Source organism: Thermophilibacter gallinarum (genome assembly GCF_014982725.1).
GTDB lineage: Bacteria > Actinomycetota > Coriobacteriia > Coriobacteriales > Atopobiaceae > Thermophilibacter > Thermophilibacter gallinarum.
The window spans coordinates 20812-40377 of sequence record NZ_JADCJZ010000001.1 but is presented as its reverse complement, the minus strand read 5'-3'; the positions used below and the strand labels follow the sequence as shown (position 1 = coordinate 40377).

The following is a 19566-nucleotide window of genomic DNA, read 5'->3' as shown; positions in this document are numbered from 1 at the left end:
GGACAGTCACTTTTCCACACCGAGAGCATGTGGAAAAGTGACTGTCCCTTTTCCACACCAGAGAAAGGCCACACGTGGCAGACGAGAAGAACAACAGCGCTGAGATGCCCGAGGACCTGCGCCGGCTGCTCGCCCGCGCCGAGTCCGACGAGGGCTCCGACGTCTACGTCGAGGACGACACCGACGACGAGGAGGACGTCGACGACGACGAGCTCGAGGAGAGCTTCGGCGCCAACTCCCGCGGCACCGACGCCGGCGAGACGGACATCAACGGCGGCCAGCTCCAGGTCAGCGAGTTCGGCCAGGAGATGAAGCAGTCCTTCATCGAGTACTCCATGTCCGTCATCACCGCCCGCGCCCTGCCGGACGTGCGCGACGGCCTGAAGCCCGTCCACCGCCGCATCCTCTACGCGATGAACGAGTCCGGCATCTTCCCCAACCGCCCGCACAAGAAGAGCGCGTGGACGGTCGGCGAGGTCATCGGCAAGTACCACCCGCACGGAGACTCCGCGGTCTACGACACGATGGTTCGTCTCGCCCAGTGGTTCTCCATGCGCACGCCGCTGATCGACGGCCACGGCAACTTCGGCAACATCGACGGCGACGGCGCCGCGGCCATGCGTTACACCGAGAGCCGTCTGGCCAAGCCCGCCATGGAGCTCCTGCGCGACCTCCAGAAGGACACCGTCGACTGGCAGCCCAACTACGACGAGTCGCTCGCCGAGCCCGTGGTCCTGCCAGCGCGCTTCCCCAACCTGCTGGTCAACGGCTCCTCGGGCATCGCCGTCGGCATGGCCACCAACATCCCGCCGCACAACCTCGCCGAGACCGTCGAGGCCACCTGCGCCTTCATCGACAACCCCGACATCACGGTCGACGAGCTCATGCAGGTCATGCCCGGCCCCGACTTCCCGACGGGCGCCGTCATCATGGGCTCCGACGGCATCCGCCAGGCATACGAGACCGGCCGCGGCTCCATCACGATCCGCGCCAAGGCGCACGTCGAGTCCACCAAGACCGGCCGCAGCCGCCTCGTCTTCACCGAGATCCCCTACCAGGTGAGCAAGGGCACGCTGCAGGAGAAGATCGCCCAGCTCGTCAACGAGAAGCGCATCGACGGCATCTCCGACATGCGCGACGAGTCCACGCAGAAGGGCATCCGCCTCGTCATCGAGCTCAAGAAGGGCGTGGTGCCGGAGGTCGTCCTCAACAACCTCTACAAGTTCACCGCGCTGCAGACCACCTTCGGCGTGAACAACCTCGCCCTCGTGGACGGCGTGCCCAAGTGCCTCTCGCTGCCCGAGATCCTGCGCCACTACGTCGACCACCAGGTCGACGTCGTCACCCGCCGCACCCGCTACGACCTCAAGAAGGCCCAGGCCCGCGCGCACATCCTCGAGGGCTACCTCCTGGCGCTCGACAACATCGACGAGGTCATCCACATCATCCGCTCCTCGCAGACCGACACCGAGGCCTCGCAGCGCCTGATCGAGCGCTTCGGGTTCTCGCCCGAGCAGACCCAGGCCATCCTCGAGATGCGCCTGCGCCGCCTCACCGGCCTCGAGCGCGACAAGATCGAGGAGGAGCTCGCGGGCCTGCGCCAGGCGATCGCCTACTACGAGGACCTTCTCGCCCACGAGGAGAAGATCCTCGGCGTGATCAAGGACGAGATGCGCGAGATCGCCGCCAAGTTCGGCGACAAGCGCCGCACGGAGATCGGCGGCGCCGTGAAGAGCCTCGACGTCGAGGACCTCATCGCCGACGAGGACATGGTCGTCACGATCACCCACACCGGCTACATCAAGCGCATCCCGGTCGCCACCTACCGCTCGCAGAAGCGCGGCGGCAAGGGCGTCCAGGGCCTCAGCCTCAAGGACAACGACTTCGTCGAGGACCTCTTCGTCGCGAGCACCCACGACTACGTACTCTTCTTCACCAACTTCGGCAAAGTCTACCGCCTCAAGGTCCACGAGCTGCCCATCGGCAGCCGCCACGCGCGCGGCTCGGCCATCGTGAACGTGCTCTCCCTCGCCGAGGGCGAGCGCACCAAGGCCGTCATCACCTGCCGCGAGTTCCCGGAGAGCGAGTACCTCATGTTCGCCACCGCCTCCGGCATGGTCAAGAAGACGGCCATGAGCGAGTACGACAAGAGCCGCCGCGACGGCATCATCGCCATCAACCTGCGCGAGGGCGACGAGCTCGTGAACGTGCGGCGCGTGCGCGAGGGCGACAAGGTCATGCTCGTCTCGACGGACGGCAAGGCCATTCTCTTCGATGAGTCCGAGGTCCGCTCGATGGGCCGCAACACCTCCGGCGTCCGCGGCATCACGCTCAAGGGCAACGCCCGCATGCTCGGCATGGAGATCACCAACGGCAACGGCGACCTGTTCGTCATCACCGAGAACGGCTACGGCAAGCGCACGCCCGTCTCCGAGTACCCGGAGCACCGCCGCGGCGGCCAGGGCGTCTACACGATCGCGATGACGGCCAAGAAGGGCAACCTCGTGGCCTGCCGCGTCGTGGGCCCGCAGCACGAGCTCATGATCGTCTCCGAGGAGGGCGTGGTCATCCGCGTCAAGGCCAACGACGTCAGCCGACTCGGCCGCTCCACGCAGGGCGTCAAGGTCATGAACATGGTGAGCGGCGACCACGTGAGCGCCGTGGCGCGCATGGTGGCCCGCAAGAAGAAGGCGCCGAAGCGCGACGAGAACCAGGGCGTGCTCGACCTGGCCGCCGCCGGCGCGAGCGACGCCGGCGAGCCCGACTCCGTCGACATCGGCGGCGACGAGGACATGGACGACACCCTCCTCGACGACGAGGAGTAGCGTCCGCACGGCGACAAGAACGGGCGCCCGCGAGGCCGACACAGCCTCGCGGGCGCCCCTTTTCTGTAGGTTGGGGACAGTCCCCAGCTTACAGGCGCGTCCTACTCGCTCTTCTCGTCGTGCGTGACGTTGAAGTCCTCGGGCGAGAGGTTCTCCACGAAGGCGTGGAACTCCTCGAGCTCCGCGGCCTGCTCGTCCTTCTCGACGCCCTGGAAGTCGGGCAGCGCGGCGGTGGCGAGCACCGACTCGTCCGCGTAGACGGGGACGCCCGTGCGAACCGCCAGGGCCACCGCGTCGGAGGGCCGCGCGTCCACGAAGACGCGCTCGCCGTCCTCGCGGACGAGCTCGAGCTGCGCGAAGAAGGTCGTGCCCTGCACGGCCATGACGCGGACGCTCGCGCAGTGCGCGCCGAGCGCGGAGAGCGTCGAGGCCAGGAGGTCGTGCGTCATCGGGCGGCCTCCGGAGCGCTCGCGGGCACCCATGGATATGGCCGTGGCCTCGACCTGCCCGATGCGGATGGGCAGCCTGAGCGAGCTCTCGCCCATGGGCTCGCGCGTGCGCAGCAGGAGCAGGGACGCAACCGGGCCCCCGCCCACCACGACGCTCTCTATGTCCATCCTTCTCAGCGGCACGCTTCCTCCGTTTCCTTGCTCGCCTATCCTACCCATTGTGGGTCGCTTCGCAACAGTTCCCCCGCGGCCGACAAGAAATTGCAAAAAAGCGTTGACCCCGTCTCGCGAGCCGTGTAATATATCTCCTTGCGTTGGGCCTGTAGCTCAGTTGGTCAGAGCGTCCGGCTGATAACCGGGAGGTCACAAGTTCGAACCTTGTCAGGCCCACCACTTCCTGACAATAGTCGCCCCAGCGTTAGCCGAGTCGCCGCTGGGGCGATTATTCTTTTCCGGGGACGTAGCTCAGCCGGGAGAGCGCGGGCTTTGCAAGCCTGAGGTCGTGGGTTCGATCCCCATCGTCTCCACCAGAAGGACGCGGGTCGTCGGGCTTCTCGCCCGGCGGCCCTTTTTTCTGGCGCCGGGCCGACCTGGCGCCGAGCCGACCAATTAACGGACAAAATTCGAATTCGTCGAAAAAACCAACTGCGGATATACATATAGAAATCGAATTTTGCCCGTTAATCGGAGGTGGGCGCGCCGAGCCGGGCACCCACCGTCGGCTGCGGTATCATCTCAGCAGCACATCAGCGCGCGAGGAGGGCACATGGCCGAGAAGAACGAGCTGCTCGACGGGGTATCCCCCGAGACGGACGAGCTTGCGAGCACCCTCATGGGCGACGCGCTCGACCTTCTCGCCGCGGGCGACCCGTTCTGCGTCCTTCTCGCCGTGCAGGACGCCTCCGGCGAGGTGACGAGCTTCGAGTTCTCCGACGACGGCGCGGAGGCCTGCCTGGACGCAGCCCGCGCCAAGGTGGGGCAGGTCGCGGGCGCCCGGCGTTACGCGATCGCCTACGAGGGCGCCGTCGAGGCCGCAGACGACGGATTCGCCGACGCGCTGCTCCTCGAGTTCGGCGAGCGCGGCTGGCGCTCCTACTCCGCCTACTCGCTCGTGGACGGCGCCGGCTCAGGTGATGGTTTCACGTGGACCGACCCCGCGCCGGCCGGAGAGGTGCCCCCGCTGCTGTAAAGTACCGTATGGCGAAAATACGGAACCGCCGGCCGAGAAGAGCCGGCTGAGCAGAGGCGAGAGGGACCCATGCGCCAGGAGAACATCAGGAACATCGCGATCATCGCGCACGTCGACCATGGCAAGACCACGCTGGTGGACCAGATGCTCAAGGCCACCGACGCCTTCCGCGAGAACCAGCAGGTGCAGGAGCGCGTGCTGGACTCCAACGACCAGGAGCGCGAGCGCGGCATCACGATCCTGGCCAAGAACATCTCGATCGAGTATCAGGGCGTGAAGATCAACGTCATCGACACCCCGGGCCACGCCGACTTTGGCGGCGAGGTCGAGCGCGTGCTGCGCATGGCCGACGGCGCGCTGCTGCTCGTGGACGCCGCCGAGGGCCCCATGCCCCAGACGCGCTTCGTCCTGCGCCACGCCATCGACGCCGGGCTCGCCATCATGATCGTGGTCAACAAGATCGACAAGCCCGCGGCCGAGCCCGAGCGCGCCGTCAACACCTCGCTCGACCTCATGGCCGACCTCGGCGCCACCGACGAGCAGCTCGAGTTCGCCATGGAGCACGTGATCTACGCCTCCGCCGTGAACGGCTTCGCGCGCCTGGACCCCGCCGACGACAACGCCGACATGACCCCCATGCTGGACATGATCGTGAACGACCTGCCCGCGCCCGAGGTGGACGTGGACGGCCCGCTCGCCATGCAGTGCGTGACGATCGACCACTCCGAGTACGTGGGCCGCATCGGCATCGGCCGCATCTACTCCGGCACGATCCACGCCGGCGACAAGATCCTCGTGGTGAAAAACGACGGCTCCCGCGCCATGAGCCAGGTCAAGCAGCTCTTCACCTTCGACTACCTGGGCCGCAAGGAGTGCGCCGAGGCTCAGGCCGGCGACATCGCCGCCGTCGTGGGCATCGACTCCACCGACATCGGCGACGTCTACACCGACCCCGACAACCCCGTCGAGCTGGAGCCCATCGAGATCGACCCGCCGACGCTCTCCGTCGTCTTCGAGCCGTCGACCAGCCCGCTCGTGGGCCGCGAGGGCGACATCGTGGGCGGCCGCCAGCTCAAGGAGCGCCTCATGCAGGAGCGCGAGAACAACGTGACCATGCGCATCGAGGAGCTCCCCGACAAGACCGGCGTCGAGGTCGCCGGCCGCGGCATCCTGCACCTCTCCGTCCTCATGGAGACCATGCGTCGCGAGGGCTTCGAGTTCCAGGTGGGCCGCCCGCGCGTGCTCTTCAAGAAGGACGCCAACGGCCAGATGACCGAGCCCGTCGAGCAGGCCGTCGTCGAGTGCCCCGGCGAGTACTCCGGCAAGGTCATTGAGGTCTTCGGCAACGCCGGCGGCACCATGACGAGCATGGACTCCGGCACCACCCAGACCCACCTCGAGTTCAAGATCCCCACCCGCGGCATCATGGGCCTCAAGAACCGCATCCTGAACGTCACCCACGGCGAGGCCGTCTTCTACCACACGTTCCTCGAGTACGGCCCCTTCGCCGGCGAGATCGGCGTCCGCCAGAACGGCGCGATGATCTCCATGAGCACCGAGAAGGCCGTGGCCTACGCGCTCGGGACGCTGCAGGAGCGCGGCGCGCTGTTCGTGGGCCCCGGCGACGAGTGCTACGAGGGCATGCTCGTGGGCGAGCGCTCCAAGCCCGGCGACATGGTCGTCAACATCGCGCGTACCAAGAGCCTGGGCAACCAGCGCTCCTCCACCGCCGACATCGCCGTGCAGCTCACGCCGCCGCGCACGTTCACGCTCGAGGAGGCGCTCGAGTACATCATGGACGACGAGCTCGTGGAGGTCACGCCCAAGAGCGTCCGCATGCGCAAGCGCCTGCTCTCGGAGATCGAGCGCCGCAAGTGGGCCGTCCGCAACGGCAAGGTCAAGAAGTAGCGAGAAGGACCTCGGGGCCCTTCTCGCCCGCTAGCGCCGCCGAGCGCGGCGCCGGGTGATCCGCACGATGCGCGCCGCGCGCCGGACGGGCTCGCTCACGCGCGGGCCGAGGTCGACGTCGGCCGGGGTCTGCACGTCGAAGCGCAGCGACCAGCGGCGCAGGCCGATCGTCACGGCGATGCACAGAAGTCCCGCCCACAGCTTGCTCACCGAGAAGAGGACCACCGCCGCGTAGTAGGCGGCGCTGCCCGCGAGCGCGCAGACGGCGTAGAGGTTGGAGCGCTGGAAGATGCGCGGCACCTCGCCGAGGAAGACGTCGCGCAGCATACCGCCGCCGACGCCCGTCATGATGCCCATGAGCAGGCACGACGCGGGAAGGAGGCCGTAGACTAGGGCCTTGTCGGTGCCGACGAGCGCGAAGAGCGCCACGGCGGCGATGTCCAGCCACTCCAGCAGACTGCCGGCCCGGTCGAGCGGACGCGGGAAGAGGAAGGCGACAAGCGCCGTGGCCGCACTCGCGGGTATGGCGAACGGCGAGTCCAGCATGTAGACGCTGCCGACCTGCATCATGACGTCGCGGATGAGGCCGCCGCCCAGGCCGCACAGCAGCGCCAGGCCCACGAACCCGACGGCGTCGAGGTGGCGCGCGCGGGCGACGGCGACGCCGCCGGCGGAGCCCACGATCACGGACGCGAGGTCGACCCACGTGGGCAGCGAGACGGCGGCAAGCTCCGGGTAGGTTGTGAACAGCTCTGGCACGGACGCTCCTTCGGTGTTTCGGCCCACCCATTGTGGCGCATCGGACGCCCGCCGGAGGCGAGAAACCCGTGCGCCCGACGTTCTTCTCGCCTCGCGCCCCCGGTAAAGTTCTTCTCGCCAGCCGGCGAAACATACGCTATACTGTCCGCTGCACCATCTCATGGAGAGTTGTCCGAGTGGCCGAAGGAGCACGATTGGAAATCGTGTAGGCGCCTAAAGCGTCTCCAGGGTTCAAATCCCTGACTCTCCGCCAGAGCTTTCACGTGGCCCCGCAAGGGGCCACGTCACCCTTCGGAGGGGTGGCAGAGTGGTTGAATGCGGCGGTCTCGAAAACCGTTTACCCCTTCGGGGGTACGAGGGTTCGAATCCCTCCTCCTCCGCCAGAGCACGTCAGACCGGTCCCTCGGGGCCGGTTTTTTGTTGCCGCGACGCATGGCCGATCGCTGGGGTACCCTACAGACAGGTGACTTCACGAAGGGAATCAGGATGAACGACGCCGACCTCGAGGGCTTCCGCCCCGACCACTACTTCTCCCGCGCCTGGGCGCTCCTCACGCGCGACCGGGGCTGGATCAAGCCCGTGCTCGTCATGTCCGCCGCGGCGCTCGTGCCCGTGGTGGGCATGCTGGGCATCCTCGGCTACATCGTCGAATGGGCCCGCCTCACGGCGTGGGGCGTCAACTCCTCCCCCAAGCAGCGCAACGTCCAGGTGGGCGGCTGCATCGCGAGCGGCGCGCGGGCCTTCGTGGTGATGCTCGTCTGGGGCATCTGCTGGGGCGTCGTCGGCGGCCTGCTCGTCATGGTCCCGCTGCTCGGCGGCCTGCTCTCCTTCGCCTGGACCATCGTCAACCTCTTCGTGAGCCTCGTGATCATGATCGCCGTCCTGCGCGCGACCATCTACCAGAAGATCGTCGCCGGCCTGCGCGTGACCAGAGTCTGGAGGATGGCCACGCACGACCTCGGCGGCGTCATGCGCGTCTTTGGCCTGCAGGTCGCCGGCGGGGCGCTCATCGCCCTCGCGGCGGCGGTCGTGACCCTCGTCGCGCTCATGAGCGCGCTCCCGTCGCTCGTCTACTACTCCTCGTATCTCTACGACTACGGCTCCGTCATGGCCGAGTCGCTCCAGGCCTCCATCGCCCTCGAGCTCCTGGCGTCGCTCCTCGGTGCGGCGCTCCCCGCGCTCCTCGTGCTCTACGTCCTGGGCACCCCGGCGACGATCGTGCTGGCCATGCTCGTCTACACCGCGCTCGCGCTGTGGATGCGCCAGTTCGACGTCCCCTCGTGGGGCCGCGAGGAGGACCCGCTGCCGTTCGAGACGCGCGGCTCCTCGGACTGGGCGGCGGACACGCTGCCGCCCGTCGTCCCCCCGACGGCCGACGCGCCCGCGGCGGACGACGCTCCTGCCGAGAGGCCCGCCCCGGCCCCTGCGGACGAGCCCTCGCCCGCGCCCGACGCCGAGGAGGCCCCCGCCGGACAGGACGAGTCCCCGGTCGCCCCCGCCGACCCCGAGCCGCCTTCGGGTGACGGCCCCTCCGAGACCCAGGACACCCCCTTCGAGTAGCCCTCCTTGTGGAGAACCTATGTGCGACGCCCTTCTCGCCCGCCCGGCGGGAAGGGCGTCTGACGTCATCTGCCTCGGCTTTGTGAGCTGCGTGGCAGATAGCGGAAAGCGAACGTCAGATTGGCGTCACCTCCCCCGGCTACCATCGCAGCAACGGGACGCGTGGAGAGTTTTGGCAGGTAGGCATTATGTGCTATGATGCTTCGCCGAACCTTTCCTGCTCCGGGCGCGCCTTCAGGTCCCGGAGCCATTAGCCCAGAGGAGGTGAACACATGAAGGCCTATGAACTGCTGTATTTTGTCGACCCCACGTGCAACGAGGAGACTCGCGCCGCCGTCATGAAGCGCATCGAGGTTGCGCTCGGCGAGACCGGCAAGGTCGACAGCGTCGAGGACTGGGGCAAGCGCAAGCTCGCCTTTGAGGTCGACGACCTGACGGAGGGCGACTACACCCTCATCAACTTCCACGCAGATCCCACGGTGATCGCCGAGCTCGACCGAGTTCTGCGCATCAACGACGCCGTGAAGCGCCACATGGTGGTGCGTCGCGTCGACAAGGACTAGGCATGGAGGTAGCGGGTACGCGCCCGCAGGAGGGAGCGAGACATGAGCATCAACAGGGTCAACATCTCGGGCAACCTCACCAGGGACCCCGAGCTGCGCTCGACGGCGGGCGGCATGCCGATCCTCGCGTTCGGCGTCGCCGTGAACGACCGTCGCCGCAACCCGCAGACCGGTGAGTGGGAGGACGTTCCCAACTTCGTCGACTGCGTCGTCTTCGGTGCCCGCGCCGAGGCGCTCTCCCGCTTCCTCTCCAAGGGGTCGAAGGTTGCCATCGAGGGCAAGCTTCGGTACAGCTCCTGGGAGGCAAAGGACGGCTCGAAGCGCAGCAAGCTCGAGGTCATCGTCGACGAGGTGGAGTTCCTCTCCTCGAGGAACCAGCAGGGAGGCGGAGCGCCCATGCAGCAGGCTGGGCCCTCCTACGCCGCCCCCGCCGCCGCGCCGCAGCAGAGCTACTCCGCGCCCGTCCAGACCCCGCCGTCGGCTGACGTCTACGACGAGGACATCCCGTTCTAACCACCGGCGGCCCCGCGCCGCCAACAGAAAGGCAAACAAGACATGGCTCAGCAGAAGCAGGATTTTCAGCGCCAGCCGCGTCGCAAGTACTGCCAGTTCTGCAAGGAGGAGACCGAGTACATCGACTACAAGGATGTGCAGCTTCTCCGCAAGTACATGACCGACCGCGGCAAGATCAAGCCGCGCCGCGTCACTGGCGCCTGCACGCAGCACCAGCACGACATCGCGCTTGCGATCAAGCGCGCCCGTGAGATGGCGCTTCTGCCCTACACCGTTCCCGTGGTCTCCAGCCGCGGCGGCCGCAACCGCGGCTAGCGGCGGGGGCACGACCTAGGCAACACGAGCGGTCGGGAGACCGACCGACCTAAGGAGTGTCACATGAAAGTCATCCTTTTGGGTGAGCTCCGGGGCAAGGGCGGCGAGGGCGACATCGTTGACGTCGCCCAGGGCTACGCGGAGAACTTCCTGTTCCCCAACAAGATCGCCCAGCCCGCCACCCCGGGCAACATCAAGCAGCTCGAGGAGCGCCGTCACAACATCGAGAAGCGCGAGGCGGAGCGCATCGCCAACGCCGAGGCCGTCAAGGCCGCCCTCGATGGCAAGTCGGTGACCGTCGACGCCAAGATCGGCGAGGAGGGCCAGCTCTTCGGCTCCGTCACCCCCGCCCAGATCGCCGAGGCCATCCAGGCCCAGCTCGGCATCGAGGTCGACCGCAAGCGCGTCGGCCGCGGCAACAACATCAAGACCTCCGGCAAGCACGCCGTCGAGGTCAACCTCTACCGTGAGATCACGGCCACGGTCAACGTGCTCGTGGGCGTCACGGAGGAGGAGCCGGCCGCCGACGAGGCCCCGGCCGAGGCGGTCGTCGAGGAGACCGTCGAGGTCGAGGCCGAGGAGAGCGCCGAGTAGTTTCGGCACTTTTCGACGCCGTGTTTTTCTGAACTGCGGGTTTCTACAATATCCGCAGGTCAGCGAAACGTAAGAAAACGCCCCGGGCAGCACGTCGTTGCCCGGGGCGTTTTGTGGTTCTTATCGGTAATACCAGTCTCTACCTGCGGTTTTGCAAACGGACGGACAACTCCGCAGGTAGCTGGGCAGTGACCCGGAAGCGCTCCGTCGACGTGTCGAAATGTCGAAAACTCGTCGGAAACGTGCCCAAAATGGCGAGAAAAAAATTGTTGAAAACGTTGAAACGGTACATATCGCCCGCTCGCGCCGCATGGGTTTCCGTCTTGTGCTGTAGAAGAGCGCCCGCGGCCAAAATCACCCCTTGACAGCCGCCCGCGCGCGTGCGCCCGAGCGCCTGTTCCCCTTGGCCGAAACCGCCGGTTGTTCGTCGCATGCGGCGTGAGGACCCCATCGCTCGCGTTAGAATGGTCGGACGCAGAAAGAGGAGGAGTGCCCGCGCATGAGCGACTACGACGTGAACCCCACCAGGATGACGGTCGACACCGGTGCGGCCATGCCGCAGGACGTCGAGGCGGAGGCCTCGGTCCTCTCGGCGATGATGGTCTCGGCGGACGCCCTCCAGGAGTGCCTGATCGACCTCGAGCCCGACGACTTCTACCTCCCCTCCAACCGCACCGTCTTCGTGGCCATGCGGGAGATGTTCGACAAGAACCTCCCCGTGGACACCATCTCGCTCGCCGACTACCTCAAGAGCACCGGCGACCTGGAGCGCGTGGGCGGCCGCAGCTTCCTTCTGGGCCTGGGCAACAACTCGCTCGCGCTCGTGGGCTGGCGGCGCCACGTGGAGATGCTCCACCGCGACACCACGCTGCGCCGCATGATCAATGCCTCCGCCCAGATCACCGCGCTCGCCTTCGACGCGCCCGAGGACACCAAGGAGGTCGTGGACCGCGCCGAGCGCCTGCTGCTGGACGTCACCAACCGCGACGTGCGCTCGAGCGAGCAGTCCCTCGAGGAGATTATGGGCGACCTCTACGAGGAGCTCGGCACCAACGCCGCCGACAAGGACCACATGCTCGGCGTCAAGACGGGCTTCCCCAAGATCGACGAGTGCCTGCTCGGCCTGCGCCCCGGCCAGATGGTGGTCATCGGCGCGCGCCCGGGCGTGGGCAAGACGTCGTTCGCGCTCAACCTCATGACCAACGCGGCCTTCGCCGGCGCGAGCGTGGCCATGTTCTCGCTCGAGATGTCCAAGGTGGAGATCGCGCAGCGCCTGCTCGCCGCCAACGCCCGCGTGGGCCTGCAGGAGATCCGCGCCGCGCGCATCCGCAACGAGCAGTGGCCGCAGATCCTCCAGGCAACCAACGACCTCTCCCAGCTCGACGTCGTGATCGACGACACCCCCGGCACCACGGTGACGGAGATCCGCGCCAAGGCCCGCCGCATCCTGCACGGCAAGAAGCTCGGCCTCGTTATCATCGACTACCTGCAGCTCATCTCCCCGCCCGCCGGCCAGCGCCGCGCGGACAGCCGTGCCACCGAGGTCTCCGAGATGAGCCGCGGCATCAAGATCATGGCCAAGGACCTGGGCGTCCCGGTCGTCGCGCTCTCTCAGCTCAACCGTACCGTCGAGAACCGCACCGGCAAGCGCCCGCAGCTGTCCGACCTGCGCGAGTCCGGCTCCATCGAGCAGGACGCCGACATCGTCGCCCTGCTCGACCGCTCGATGAGCGAGGACGAGGCCGCCCGCGACGACCGTCCGGCCATGAACGAGACCACGTTCATCATCGCCAAGAACCGCTCCGGCGCGCTCGCGGACATCCCGCTCACCTTCCTGCCGGGCTCCACCAAGTTCGTCGAGGTCGACGCCTTCCACGATTAGGGGTTTTGGCCGAGGTCTCGTCGAGTCTGTAGTTTTTTGGGGACCAGCCGAGTACAGACTCGATGTCGGGCAACGAATCAGCAGGTCAACGCGTTGCGCGTCGAGTCTGTACTGTGTTGATGCCCGTAAAACTACAGACTCGGTGATGAGTGTCGACTAACGAGACAAGCGAACCCGTCCCCTCCGTATGTCCGTCTGCCCTATAATGTAGATTCGTATGTGAATCGCGACGAAAGGGCGCACATGTCGGCATCGGTGCTCGTGGGAACTCAGTGGGGCGACGAGGGAAAGGGCAAGGTCACCGACCTCATCTCCGGCGACTTTGACGTGGTCTGCCGCTACGCCGGCGGAGCCAACGCCGGCCACACGGTCATAGCAAACGGCAAGAAGCTGGCGCTTCACCAGGTCCCCTCCGGCGTCATGTACGAGGGCACCTACCCCGTGATCGGCAACGGCTGCATCGTGGACCCGGAGATCCTCCTCTCCGAGATTGACATGCTCGCCGAGCAGGGAATCTCCGCAGAGCGCCTCAAGATCTCCGGCAACGCGCACATCGTCATGCCCTACCACAAGGACCTCGACGGCGCGCACGAGAAGAAGCTCGGCAAGAACCTCATCGGCACCACCAAGCGCGGCGTCGGCCCCTGCTACATGGACAAGATGAACCGCACCGGCCTGCGCATCCAGGACATGCTGGACGAGAAGATCTTCCGCCAGAAGCTCGAGAGCGCGCTCGCCTACACCAACCCGATCCTCGAGAAGGTCTACGAGCTGCCCACCTACACTGTTGAGCAGATCTGCGAGACCTACCTCCCGTACGCCGAGCGCATCCGCCCCTACATCGTGGAGAGCAGCCTCTTCCTCAACGAGCAGATCGAGGGCGGCAAGAACATCCTCTTCGAGGGCGCCCAGGCCACGATGCTGGACATCGACCACGGCACCTACCCGTTCGTGACCAGTTCCAACTGCACCGCCGGCGGCGCCGTCACCGGCTCGGGCGTCGGCCCCACCAACATCGACCGCGTCCTCGGCGTGGCCAAGGCCTACCTCACCCGCGTCGGCTCGGGCCCGTTCCCCACGGAGCTCTTTGACGAGATCGGCGACAAGCTCGGCGAGGTCGGCCACGAGTACGGCGTGACCACCGGCCGCAAGCGCCGCTGCGGCTGGTACGACGCCGTCGTCGTCAACTACGCCGCCCGCGTCAACGGCCTCACTGACCTGGCTATCACCAAGCTCGACGTCCTCGGCTGCCTGGACGAGATTAAGGTCTGCGTGGCCTACGAGTGCGACGGCGTGGAGTACCACACCGTCCCCGAGCACCAGAGCGTCTTCTACCACGCCAAGCCGGTCTACGAGACCCTGCCCGGCTGGAAGTGCGACATCTCCGGCATCCGCAACTTCTACCAGCTCCCGCGCGAGGCCAAGGACTACATCGACTTCCTCGAGCAGCTCGCCGGCGTGCGCGTCTCCATCATCACCGTCGGCCCGGACCGCGAGCAGACCATCGACCGCTACTGGCACTAGGCGTCCCTTTTTCGGGTTTGGGTTCGAAAATCGGGTGTCCGGCGAGTAGCGGCGAACAAAACCGCAGGATTCCATCGCCCGGCCGCCTGAAACCGAACCCAAACCCGATTCGAGTTTGGGTTCGAAAAACGGGACAAAGGCCCGCGCGGCGAGAGAAACCGCAGGATTCGCTTTCCCGCGACCGCGCGACCGAACCCAAACCCTAAATGACGGAGCGTGAGGGCCCCGCGAGGGGCCACGACAAGGAGGGTTCCCATGGGCAAGACCGTTGACATCCTGCTGCTCGGCTCCGGCGGGCGCGAGCACGCGCTTCTCGCCAAGCTCGCCGAGTCGCCGCGCGCGGGCAAGCTCTACGTCGCCCCGGGCAACGGCGGCATGGACGTCATGGCCGAGAAGGTCGAGGGCCTCGACGCCGAGTCCCCGGTCGCGGTGGCCGAGTGGGCGCGCGCCCACGAGATCGGCCTCGTGGTCATCGGCCCGGAGGCCCCGCTCGTGGCGGGCGTCGCCGACGCCGTGCGCTCCGCGGGCATCGCGTGCTTCGGCCCCAACGGCGACGCGGCCCAGATGGAGGGCTCCAAGAAGTTCGCCAAGCAGGTCATGAGCCGCGCCGGCGTCCCCACCGCCGCCTACCGCTCCTTCACCGACGAGGAGTCCTGCGCCGACTACGTCCGCCGCGTCGGCGCCCCCATCGTGGTCAAGGCCGACGGCCTGGCCGCGGGCAAGGGCGTGATCGTGGCCAAGACCCTGGACGAGGCCCTGGCCGGCGTCCATGAGTGCTTCTCGGGCGCGTTCGGCGAGGCCGGCGCCACCGTCGTCGTGGAGGAGACCCTCGATGGCCCCGAGTGCTCGCTGCTCGCCCTCACCGACGGCAAGACCGTGGTGCCGCTCGCCACCGCGCAGGACCACAAGCGCGCGCTCGACGGCGACAAGGGCCCCAACACCGGCGGCATGGGCGTCTACTCGCCCGTCCCCGAGCACCTCGTCTCGGCTGAGCAGCTCGCCGCGATGGTGGACGTTGAGCGCAAGGTCGTGGCCGAGCTCGCCGAGGAGGGCATCACCTACTCCGGCTGCCTCTACGGCGGCTTCATGCTCACGTCCGAGGGCCCCAAGGTCCTCGAGTTCAACGCCCGCTTCGGCGACCCGGAGACTCAGGTCGTGCTGCCGCGCCTCAAGGGCGACCTCGTGGAGCTCTTCCTCGCGTGTGATAACGGCACGCTCTCCGAGGACATGGTCTCCTGGGACGACGACTGGGCCGTCTCGGTGGTGCTCACCTCCGCCGGCTACCCCGGCGCGTACGAGAAGGGCAAGGTCATCACCGGCATCGAGCGCGCCGAGGAGCTCCCCGGCGTGACCGTCTACCACGCCGGCACCGCGCTCGCCGCGGACGGCTCGCTCGTCACCGCCGGTGGCCGCGTGCTTGACGTCACCGCCGTGGCGCCCACCTTCGAGGAGGCCCGCGCGCAGGCCTACGCCGCCTGCGAGCTCATCGACTTCGAGGGCAAGACCTACCGCACCGACATCGGCGCCCGCGCGGTCAGGCGATAGCGTCCGCGTCGCCGCACGGGAGGGCAACCGCGTCGCAGGCGGCCGCTCGTGAATTCACGAGCGGCCGTTTTTAACGCAAAAGCGAGAAGAACCAGCCCTCGTGAATTCACGAGGGCCCATCAGCGACACGCCGCTTGCCCTATCATGGGGGTTCGGAAGCAGCTAGCACCCAAGGAGGACATATGTCCGACACCGATAAGAACCAGCAGCAGGCGGCCATCGACGACATGCGCGCCTCGGTCGCGGCGTTCACCTACGACGGCGACCGCACCTCCCCCGCCGACCACCGCTCAGGCGCGCCGGAGGCCCGCGATCTCGTGCTCGGCGACGACGACCCGCGCGACGCCGCGCTCGCCGAGCGCCCGCTCACCGAGGACGTCGCCTGGACCGGCCGCATCTTCAACGTCGACCGCCTGCGCGTCGAGCTCCCCGACGGCCGCGTGGCCATCCGCGACGTGGTGCGCCATCCCGGCGCCGTCGCCGTCGTCGCGCTCACCGACGACGGCCGCATCTGCCTGGTGCGCCAGTACCGCACGGCGCTGGGACGCGTGACCGTGGAGCTGCCGGCCGGCAAGCTCGCTCCCGGCGAGGACCCGCTCGAGTGCGCCAGCCGCGAGCTCCTGGAGGAGACCGGCATGTCCGCCGAGAAGATCGCGTTTCTCACCACAATTGCCACCTCCGACGGCTTCACCGACGAGCTCATCCACATCTACATGGCCACCGGCCTTGACTTCACGCGCTCCGACCCCGACGCGGACGAGTTCATCAACGTGGACCTCGTCCCGCTCGGCGAGCTCGTGGACGCGGTCCTCGACGGCCGCATCGAGGACGCAAAGACCGTGGTGGGCGCGCTCATCTGCGACTCCGTCATGCACCGACTGACGCCGGCGCCGGAGGAGTAGCCCGCCCCATGTTCAAGCGCTTCCTCACCTACTACAAGGGCCAGCTGCACCTCTTCGTCACCGACATCGTCGCCGCCGTCACGGTGGCCGCCGTGGACCTGGCCTTCCCGCAGATCCTGCGCGGCCTGGCGGGCGGCCTGTTCACCGAGGGCCCGGACGCCATCCTCGGCGTTCTCGCCTACATCGCCGTCGGCCTCGTGGCCATGTACGCGCTGCGCTTCGTCTGCCGCTACTTCGTCATCTACTGGGGCCACGTCATGGGCGCGCGCATGGAGAGCCGCATGCGCGAGGACCTCTTCGACGCCTACGTGCGCCAGAGCTTCTCGTTCTTCGACCGCAGCCGCTCCGGTGACCTCATGAGCCGCCTGGTCTCGGACCTCTTCGACATCTCCGAGGCCGCCCACCACGGCCCCGAGTTCCTGCTGATCGGCATCGTCGAGATCGTCGGCAGCTTCGTGATCCTCCTCACGATCAACGTGCCGCTCACGGCCGCGCTCGCCCTCATCGCGTGCCTGCTCGTGGCCTACAACGTGTGGGCCAACGTCCGCATGCGCGCGGTCTACACCGAGAACCGCGTGCGCATCTCCGGCGTGAACTCGCGCCTGGAGGACGCGCTCGGCGGCATGCGCGTGGTCAAGGGCTTCGCGGCGGAGGAGCAGGAGAGCGAGAAGTTCCGCGCGAGCAACGACGCCTACCTCGAGTCCAAGACGCGCATGTACCGCGCCATGGGCCGCTACCAGGCCGCCATTGCCGTCATGATGGGCGCGCTCAACACCGTCGTGGTGGTCCTCGGCGGCTGGCTCATCGCACGCGGCCAGATGGAGGCGGCCGACCTCGCCACCTATGCGCTCTACATCTCGCTGTTCACCGCGCCGATCACGCAGATCCTGGACTTCACGGAGACCTTCCAGAAGGCCATCGCCGGCTTCCGCCGCTTCTGCGAGGTGCTCGACGAGCAGCCGCAGATCCAGGACCGCCCCGGCGCCCGCCCGCTGCGCGTGAGCGAGGGAGCCATCCGCTACGAGGACGTCCACTTCGCCTACGAGGACGCGCCCGGCGAGAAGGACGACGAGGTCATCCGCGGCCTCACGCTGGACATCCGCCCCGGCGAGACCATCGCGCTCGTGGGCCCGTCGGGCGGCGGCAAGTCCACCACGTGCGCGCTCTTGCCCCGCTTCTACGACGTGGACGCCGGCTCCATCACGATCGACGGCCAGGACGTGCGCGACGTCACGCAGAAGAGCCTGCGCGAGGCGATCGGCCTGGTGCAGCAGGACGTCTACCTCTTCGACGGCACCATCGCCGAGAACATCGCCTACGGCTGCCCGGACGCCACCGCGGCCGAGATCCGCCTCGCCGCCCGCCGCGCCAACATTGCCGAGTTCGTCGAGAGCCTGCCCGACGGCTACGAGACGCAGGTCGGCGAGCGCGGCAGCCACCTCTCCGGCGGCCAGAAGCAGCGCATCGCCATCGCGCGCGTGTTCCTCAAGAACCCGCCGATCCTGATCTTCGACGAGGCCACGTCCGCGCTGGACAACGAGTCCGAGCAGGCCGTCCAGGAGTCGCTCGACGAGCTCGCGCGCGGCCGCACCACGCTCGTGATCGCGCACCGCCTCTCCACGATCCGCCGCGCGGACGAGATCGTCACCATCGAGGGCGGCCGCGTGGTGGAGCGCGGCACCCACGAGGAGCTTCTCGCCCGCGGCGGCACCTACGCGCGCTATTACCAGATGCAGTTCGCCTAACCGCGCGCCCGCGCGCCGCGACCGTCCCGGAATCGCCGGGTTTCTCGCCAGGCGAGAAGGACGTGTCCCGGAATCGGCGACCTTCTCCGCGCGCCTTCGCTTGCTGTCCCGGAATCGCCGGGATTCCGCAGCTGCGATGCGCTTCCGGCGGAGAACCCCGCCGATTCCCGGACGAGAAGGACCTTCCGCTGCGGAACCCCGCCAATTCCGGGACGCGCGTCGCGCCCGCCCGCGGAACCTCCCGGATTCCGGGACGCCCCCGCCGTCCGCCCGCGGAACCCCGCCGATTCCCGGACGTTACGCACCCGCGGCGGCCACCCGCCCCGCGCGGCGAGAAGGACGGTCCCCTTGTGGACGTTTCCGGCAGGTCAGCCGGCCCGTCGCGCGCCGCGGTATACTGGCGCACAGCTGGTTCGTGGTTCGTCAGGAAGGCCGGGAATGTTCAAGTGGAAGGCGAGTCCCCGCGTGCAGCGCGGCGCCCTCTCGGCCGACGAGGCCGAGGAGCTGTTCTCGACCGTCGACCACAGCGGCCACTCCGACGAGGAGCGTGCCCGTCGCCAGCGCGCGCATCGCAAGGAGAAGGGCGTCGCCGTCGACGTGGACCCGCTCTCCGGCGACGACCCCTCCGGCTCGGACGTGGGCAAGGTCATCACCCGCACCACCGTCGCCTTCGTGCTCGTCCTGCTCGTGCTCGTGGTGGGCGGCCAGCTCGTCTTTGGCTTCATCCGCCGCGCCAGCACGGCCAACCTTGCCGACACTGCGAGCGTGCGCACCGTCGCCGATGCCCTGCGCCTGGGCATCGAGTGGGGCGACGGCTTCACGCAGTACCCCGAGGAGTTCACCGTCCAGGAGGCGGACGAGAACACCGGCCGGATCGAGGTGAGCGTCGTCGACACACGCTCGGCCAACACCCTGGAGTGCTTCTCGTCCTCGCAGGTCCAGGCCACGGCGCTCGCGGTCAACGCGCTGCTCAACCCCAACATCGACACCGTGGTCTACCACGTGAGCGTCCACGTCGACGAGGAGGGCGAGCTGCAGCACTCCACCCTCTTCGGCTTCCTCAACCCCACCGGCGACGTGGCGTCGTTCATGACGTTCGTCTGGCAGAAGACGCAGTCCGCGACGGGCGTCAACTTCTCGTGTACCATCACCGGAATCGACGAGACGCTCCAGAGCGAGCTCCGCGACCAGGTGACCACGTCGTTTACGCCGGTCCGCGCCCTCCCCGAGGACGAGTAGCGCCCGCGCGCCCGCCCGTTGCGCCCCACTTGCCGCGAAGTTGGCAGCTCAGGC

The 19566-nt window shown here is 67.8% G+C and carries 16 protein-coding genes and 4 tRNA genes; 18 read left to right on the top strand and 2 right to left on the bottom strand.

Annotated elements, in window-relative coordinates; all coding sequences use genetic code 11:
* The first annotated feature begins 104 nt into the window (after positions 1-104).
* Positions 105-2825, top strand: coding sequence for a DNA gyrase subunit A (gene gyrA, locus INF26_RS00200; protein ID WP_193529406.1), 2721 nt, complete (start codon positions 105-107; stop codon positions 2823-2825).
* A gap of 101 nt (positions 2826-2926) precedes the next feature.
* Here the strand turns inward: gyrA and INF26_RS00195 are convergent, their stop codons facing one another.
* Complete coding sequence (locus tag INF26_RS00195; RefSeq protein ID WP_332307268.1) at positions 2927-3457, bottom strand: bifunctional nuclease family protein; 531 nt, start codon at positions 3455-3457, stop codon at positions 2927-2929.
* Positions 3458-3590: 133 nt separating this feature from the next.
* On the opposite strand from INF26_RS00195, the gene INF26_RS00190 reads away from it, so the two are divergent.
* The 4 genes from INF26_RS00190 (at position 3591) to typA (ending at position 6371) form a co-directional block, all read left to right on the top strand.
* Positions 3591-3667 (top strand) — tRNA-Ile (locus INF26_RS00190).
* A 61-nt stretch (positions 3668-3728) separates the two neighbouring features.
* Positions 3729-3804, top strand: a tRNA-Ala gene (locus INF26_RS00185).
* Between the two features lie 236 nt (positions 3805-4040).
* Positions 4041-4463: a hypothetical protein gene (locus INF26_RS00180; RefSeq protein WP_193528753.1), complete on the top strand. Its 423-nt coding sequence runs from the start codon at positions 4041-4043 to the stop codon at positions 4461-4463.
* Positions 4464-4532: 69 nt separating this feature from the next.
* The gene (gene typA, locus INF26_RS00175) at positions 4533-6371 is read left to right on the top strand and encodes a translational GTPase TypA (protein WP_193528752.1); all 1839 of its coding nucleotides are present in this window, start codon (positions 4533-4535) and stop codon (positions 6369-6371) included.
* Between the two features lie 30 nt (positions 6372-6401).
* Here typA and INF26_RS00170 read toward each other — a convergent pair whose 3' ends face one another.
* The gene (locus INF26_RS00170; RefSeq protein ID WP_332307267.1) at positions 6402-7130 is read right to left on the bottom strand and encodes a trimeric intracellular cation channel family protein; all 729 of its coding nucleotides are present in this window, start codon (positions 7128-7130) and stop codon (positions 6402-6404) included.
* Between the two features lie 162 nt (positions 7131-7292).
* On the opposite strand from INF26_RS00170, the gene INF26_RS00165 reads away from it, so the two are divergent.
* From INF26_RS00165 to INF26_RS00105, 13 genes are all read left to right on the top strand, one after another.
* Positions 7293-7383, top strand: a tRNA-Ser gene (locus INF26_RS00165).
* Between the two features lie 40 nt (positions 7384-7423).
* Positions 7424-7513 (top strand) — tRNA-Ser (locus INF26_RS00160).
* Between the two features lie 103 nt (positions 7514-7616).
* Positions 7617-8690: a DUF4013 domain-containing protein gene (locus INF26_RS00155; protein ID WP_193528750.1), complete on the top strand. Its 1074-nt coding sequence runs from the start codon at positions 7617-7619 to the stop codon at positions 8688-8690.
* A gap of 272 nt (positions 8691-8962) precedes the next feature.
* The gene (gene rpsF / locus INF26_RS00150; RefSeq protein ID WP_193528749.1) at positions 8963-9253 is read left to right on the top strand and encodes a 30S ribosomal protein S6; all 291 of its coding nucleotides are present in this window, start codon (positions 8963-8965) and stop codon (positions 9251-9253) included.
* Between the two features lie 42 nt (positions 9254-9295).
* Entirely contained in the window at positions 9296-9766 is a 471-nt protein-coding gene (locus INF26_RS00145) for a single-stranded DNA-binding protein (RefSeq protein ID WP_193528748.1), read from the top strand.
* A gap of 42 nt (positions 9767-9808) precedes the next feature.
* Positions 9809-10081, top strand: coding sequence for a 30S ribosomal protein S18 (rpsR, locus tag INF26_RS00140; protein ID WP_072373695.1), 273 nt, complete (start codon positions 9809-9811; stop codon positions 10079-10081).
* A gap of 63 nt (positions 10082-10144) precedes the next feature.
* The gene (rplI, locus tag INF26_RS00135) at positions 10145-10675 is read left to right on the top strand and encodes a 50S ribosomal protein L9 (protein WP_193528747.1); all 531 of its coding nucleotides are present in this window, start codon (positions 10145-10147) and stop codon (positions 10673-10675) included.
* A gap of 499 nt (positions 10676-11174) precedes the next feature.
* Entirely contained in the window at positions 11175-12557 is a 1383-nt protein-coding gene (gene dnaB / locus INF26_RS00130; protein ID WP_193528746.1) for a replicative DNA helicase, read from the top strand.
* 243 nt (positions 12558-12800) lie between these two features.
* The gene (locus tag INF26_RS00125) at positions 12801-14081 is read left to right on the top strand and encodes an adenylosuccinate synthase (RefSeq protein ID WP_193528745.1); all 1281 of its coding nucleotides are present in this window, start codon (positions 12801-12803) and stop codon (positions 14079-14081) included.
* Positions 14082-14336: 255 nt separating this feature from the next.
* Positions 14337-15626 (top strand): phosphoribosylamine--glycine ligase, encoded by a 1290-nt coding sequence (gene purD, locus INF26_RS00120; RefSeq protein ID WP_193528744.1) that lies wholly within the window; start codon positions 14337-14339, stop codon positions 15624-15626.
* Between the two features lie 182 nt (positions 15627-15808).
* A complete protein-coding gene (locus INF26_RS00115; RefSeq protein WP_193528743.1) occupies positions 15809-16528 on the top strand; it encodes an NUDIX domain-containing protein in 720 nt (239 codons plus the stop codon).
* A gap of 8 nt (positions 16529-16536) precedes the next feature.
* On the top strand, positions 16537-18273 hold the full coding sequence (locus tag INF26_RS00110) for an ABC transporter ATP-binding protein (RefSeq protein ID WP_193528742.1): 1737 nt from the start codon (positions 16537-16539) through the stop codon (positions 18271-18273).
* A 438-nt stretch (positions 18274-18711) separates the two neighbouring features.
* Positions 18712-19512 carry a hypothetical protein gene (locus INF26_RS00105; protein ID WP_193528741.1) on the top strand — a complete coding sequence of 267 codons (801 nt, stop codon included), beginning with the start codon at positions 18712-18714 and terminating at the stop codon, positions 19510-19512.
* The last annotated feature ends 54 nt before the right edge of the window (positions 19513-19566 follow it).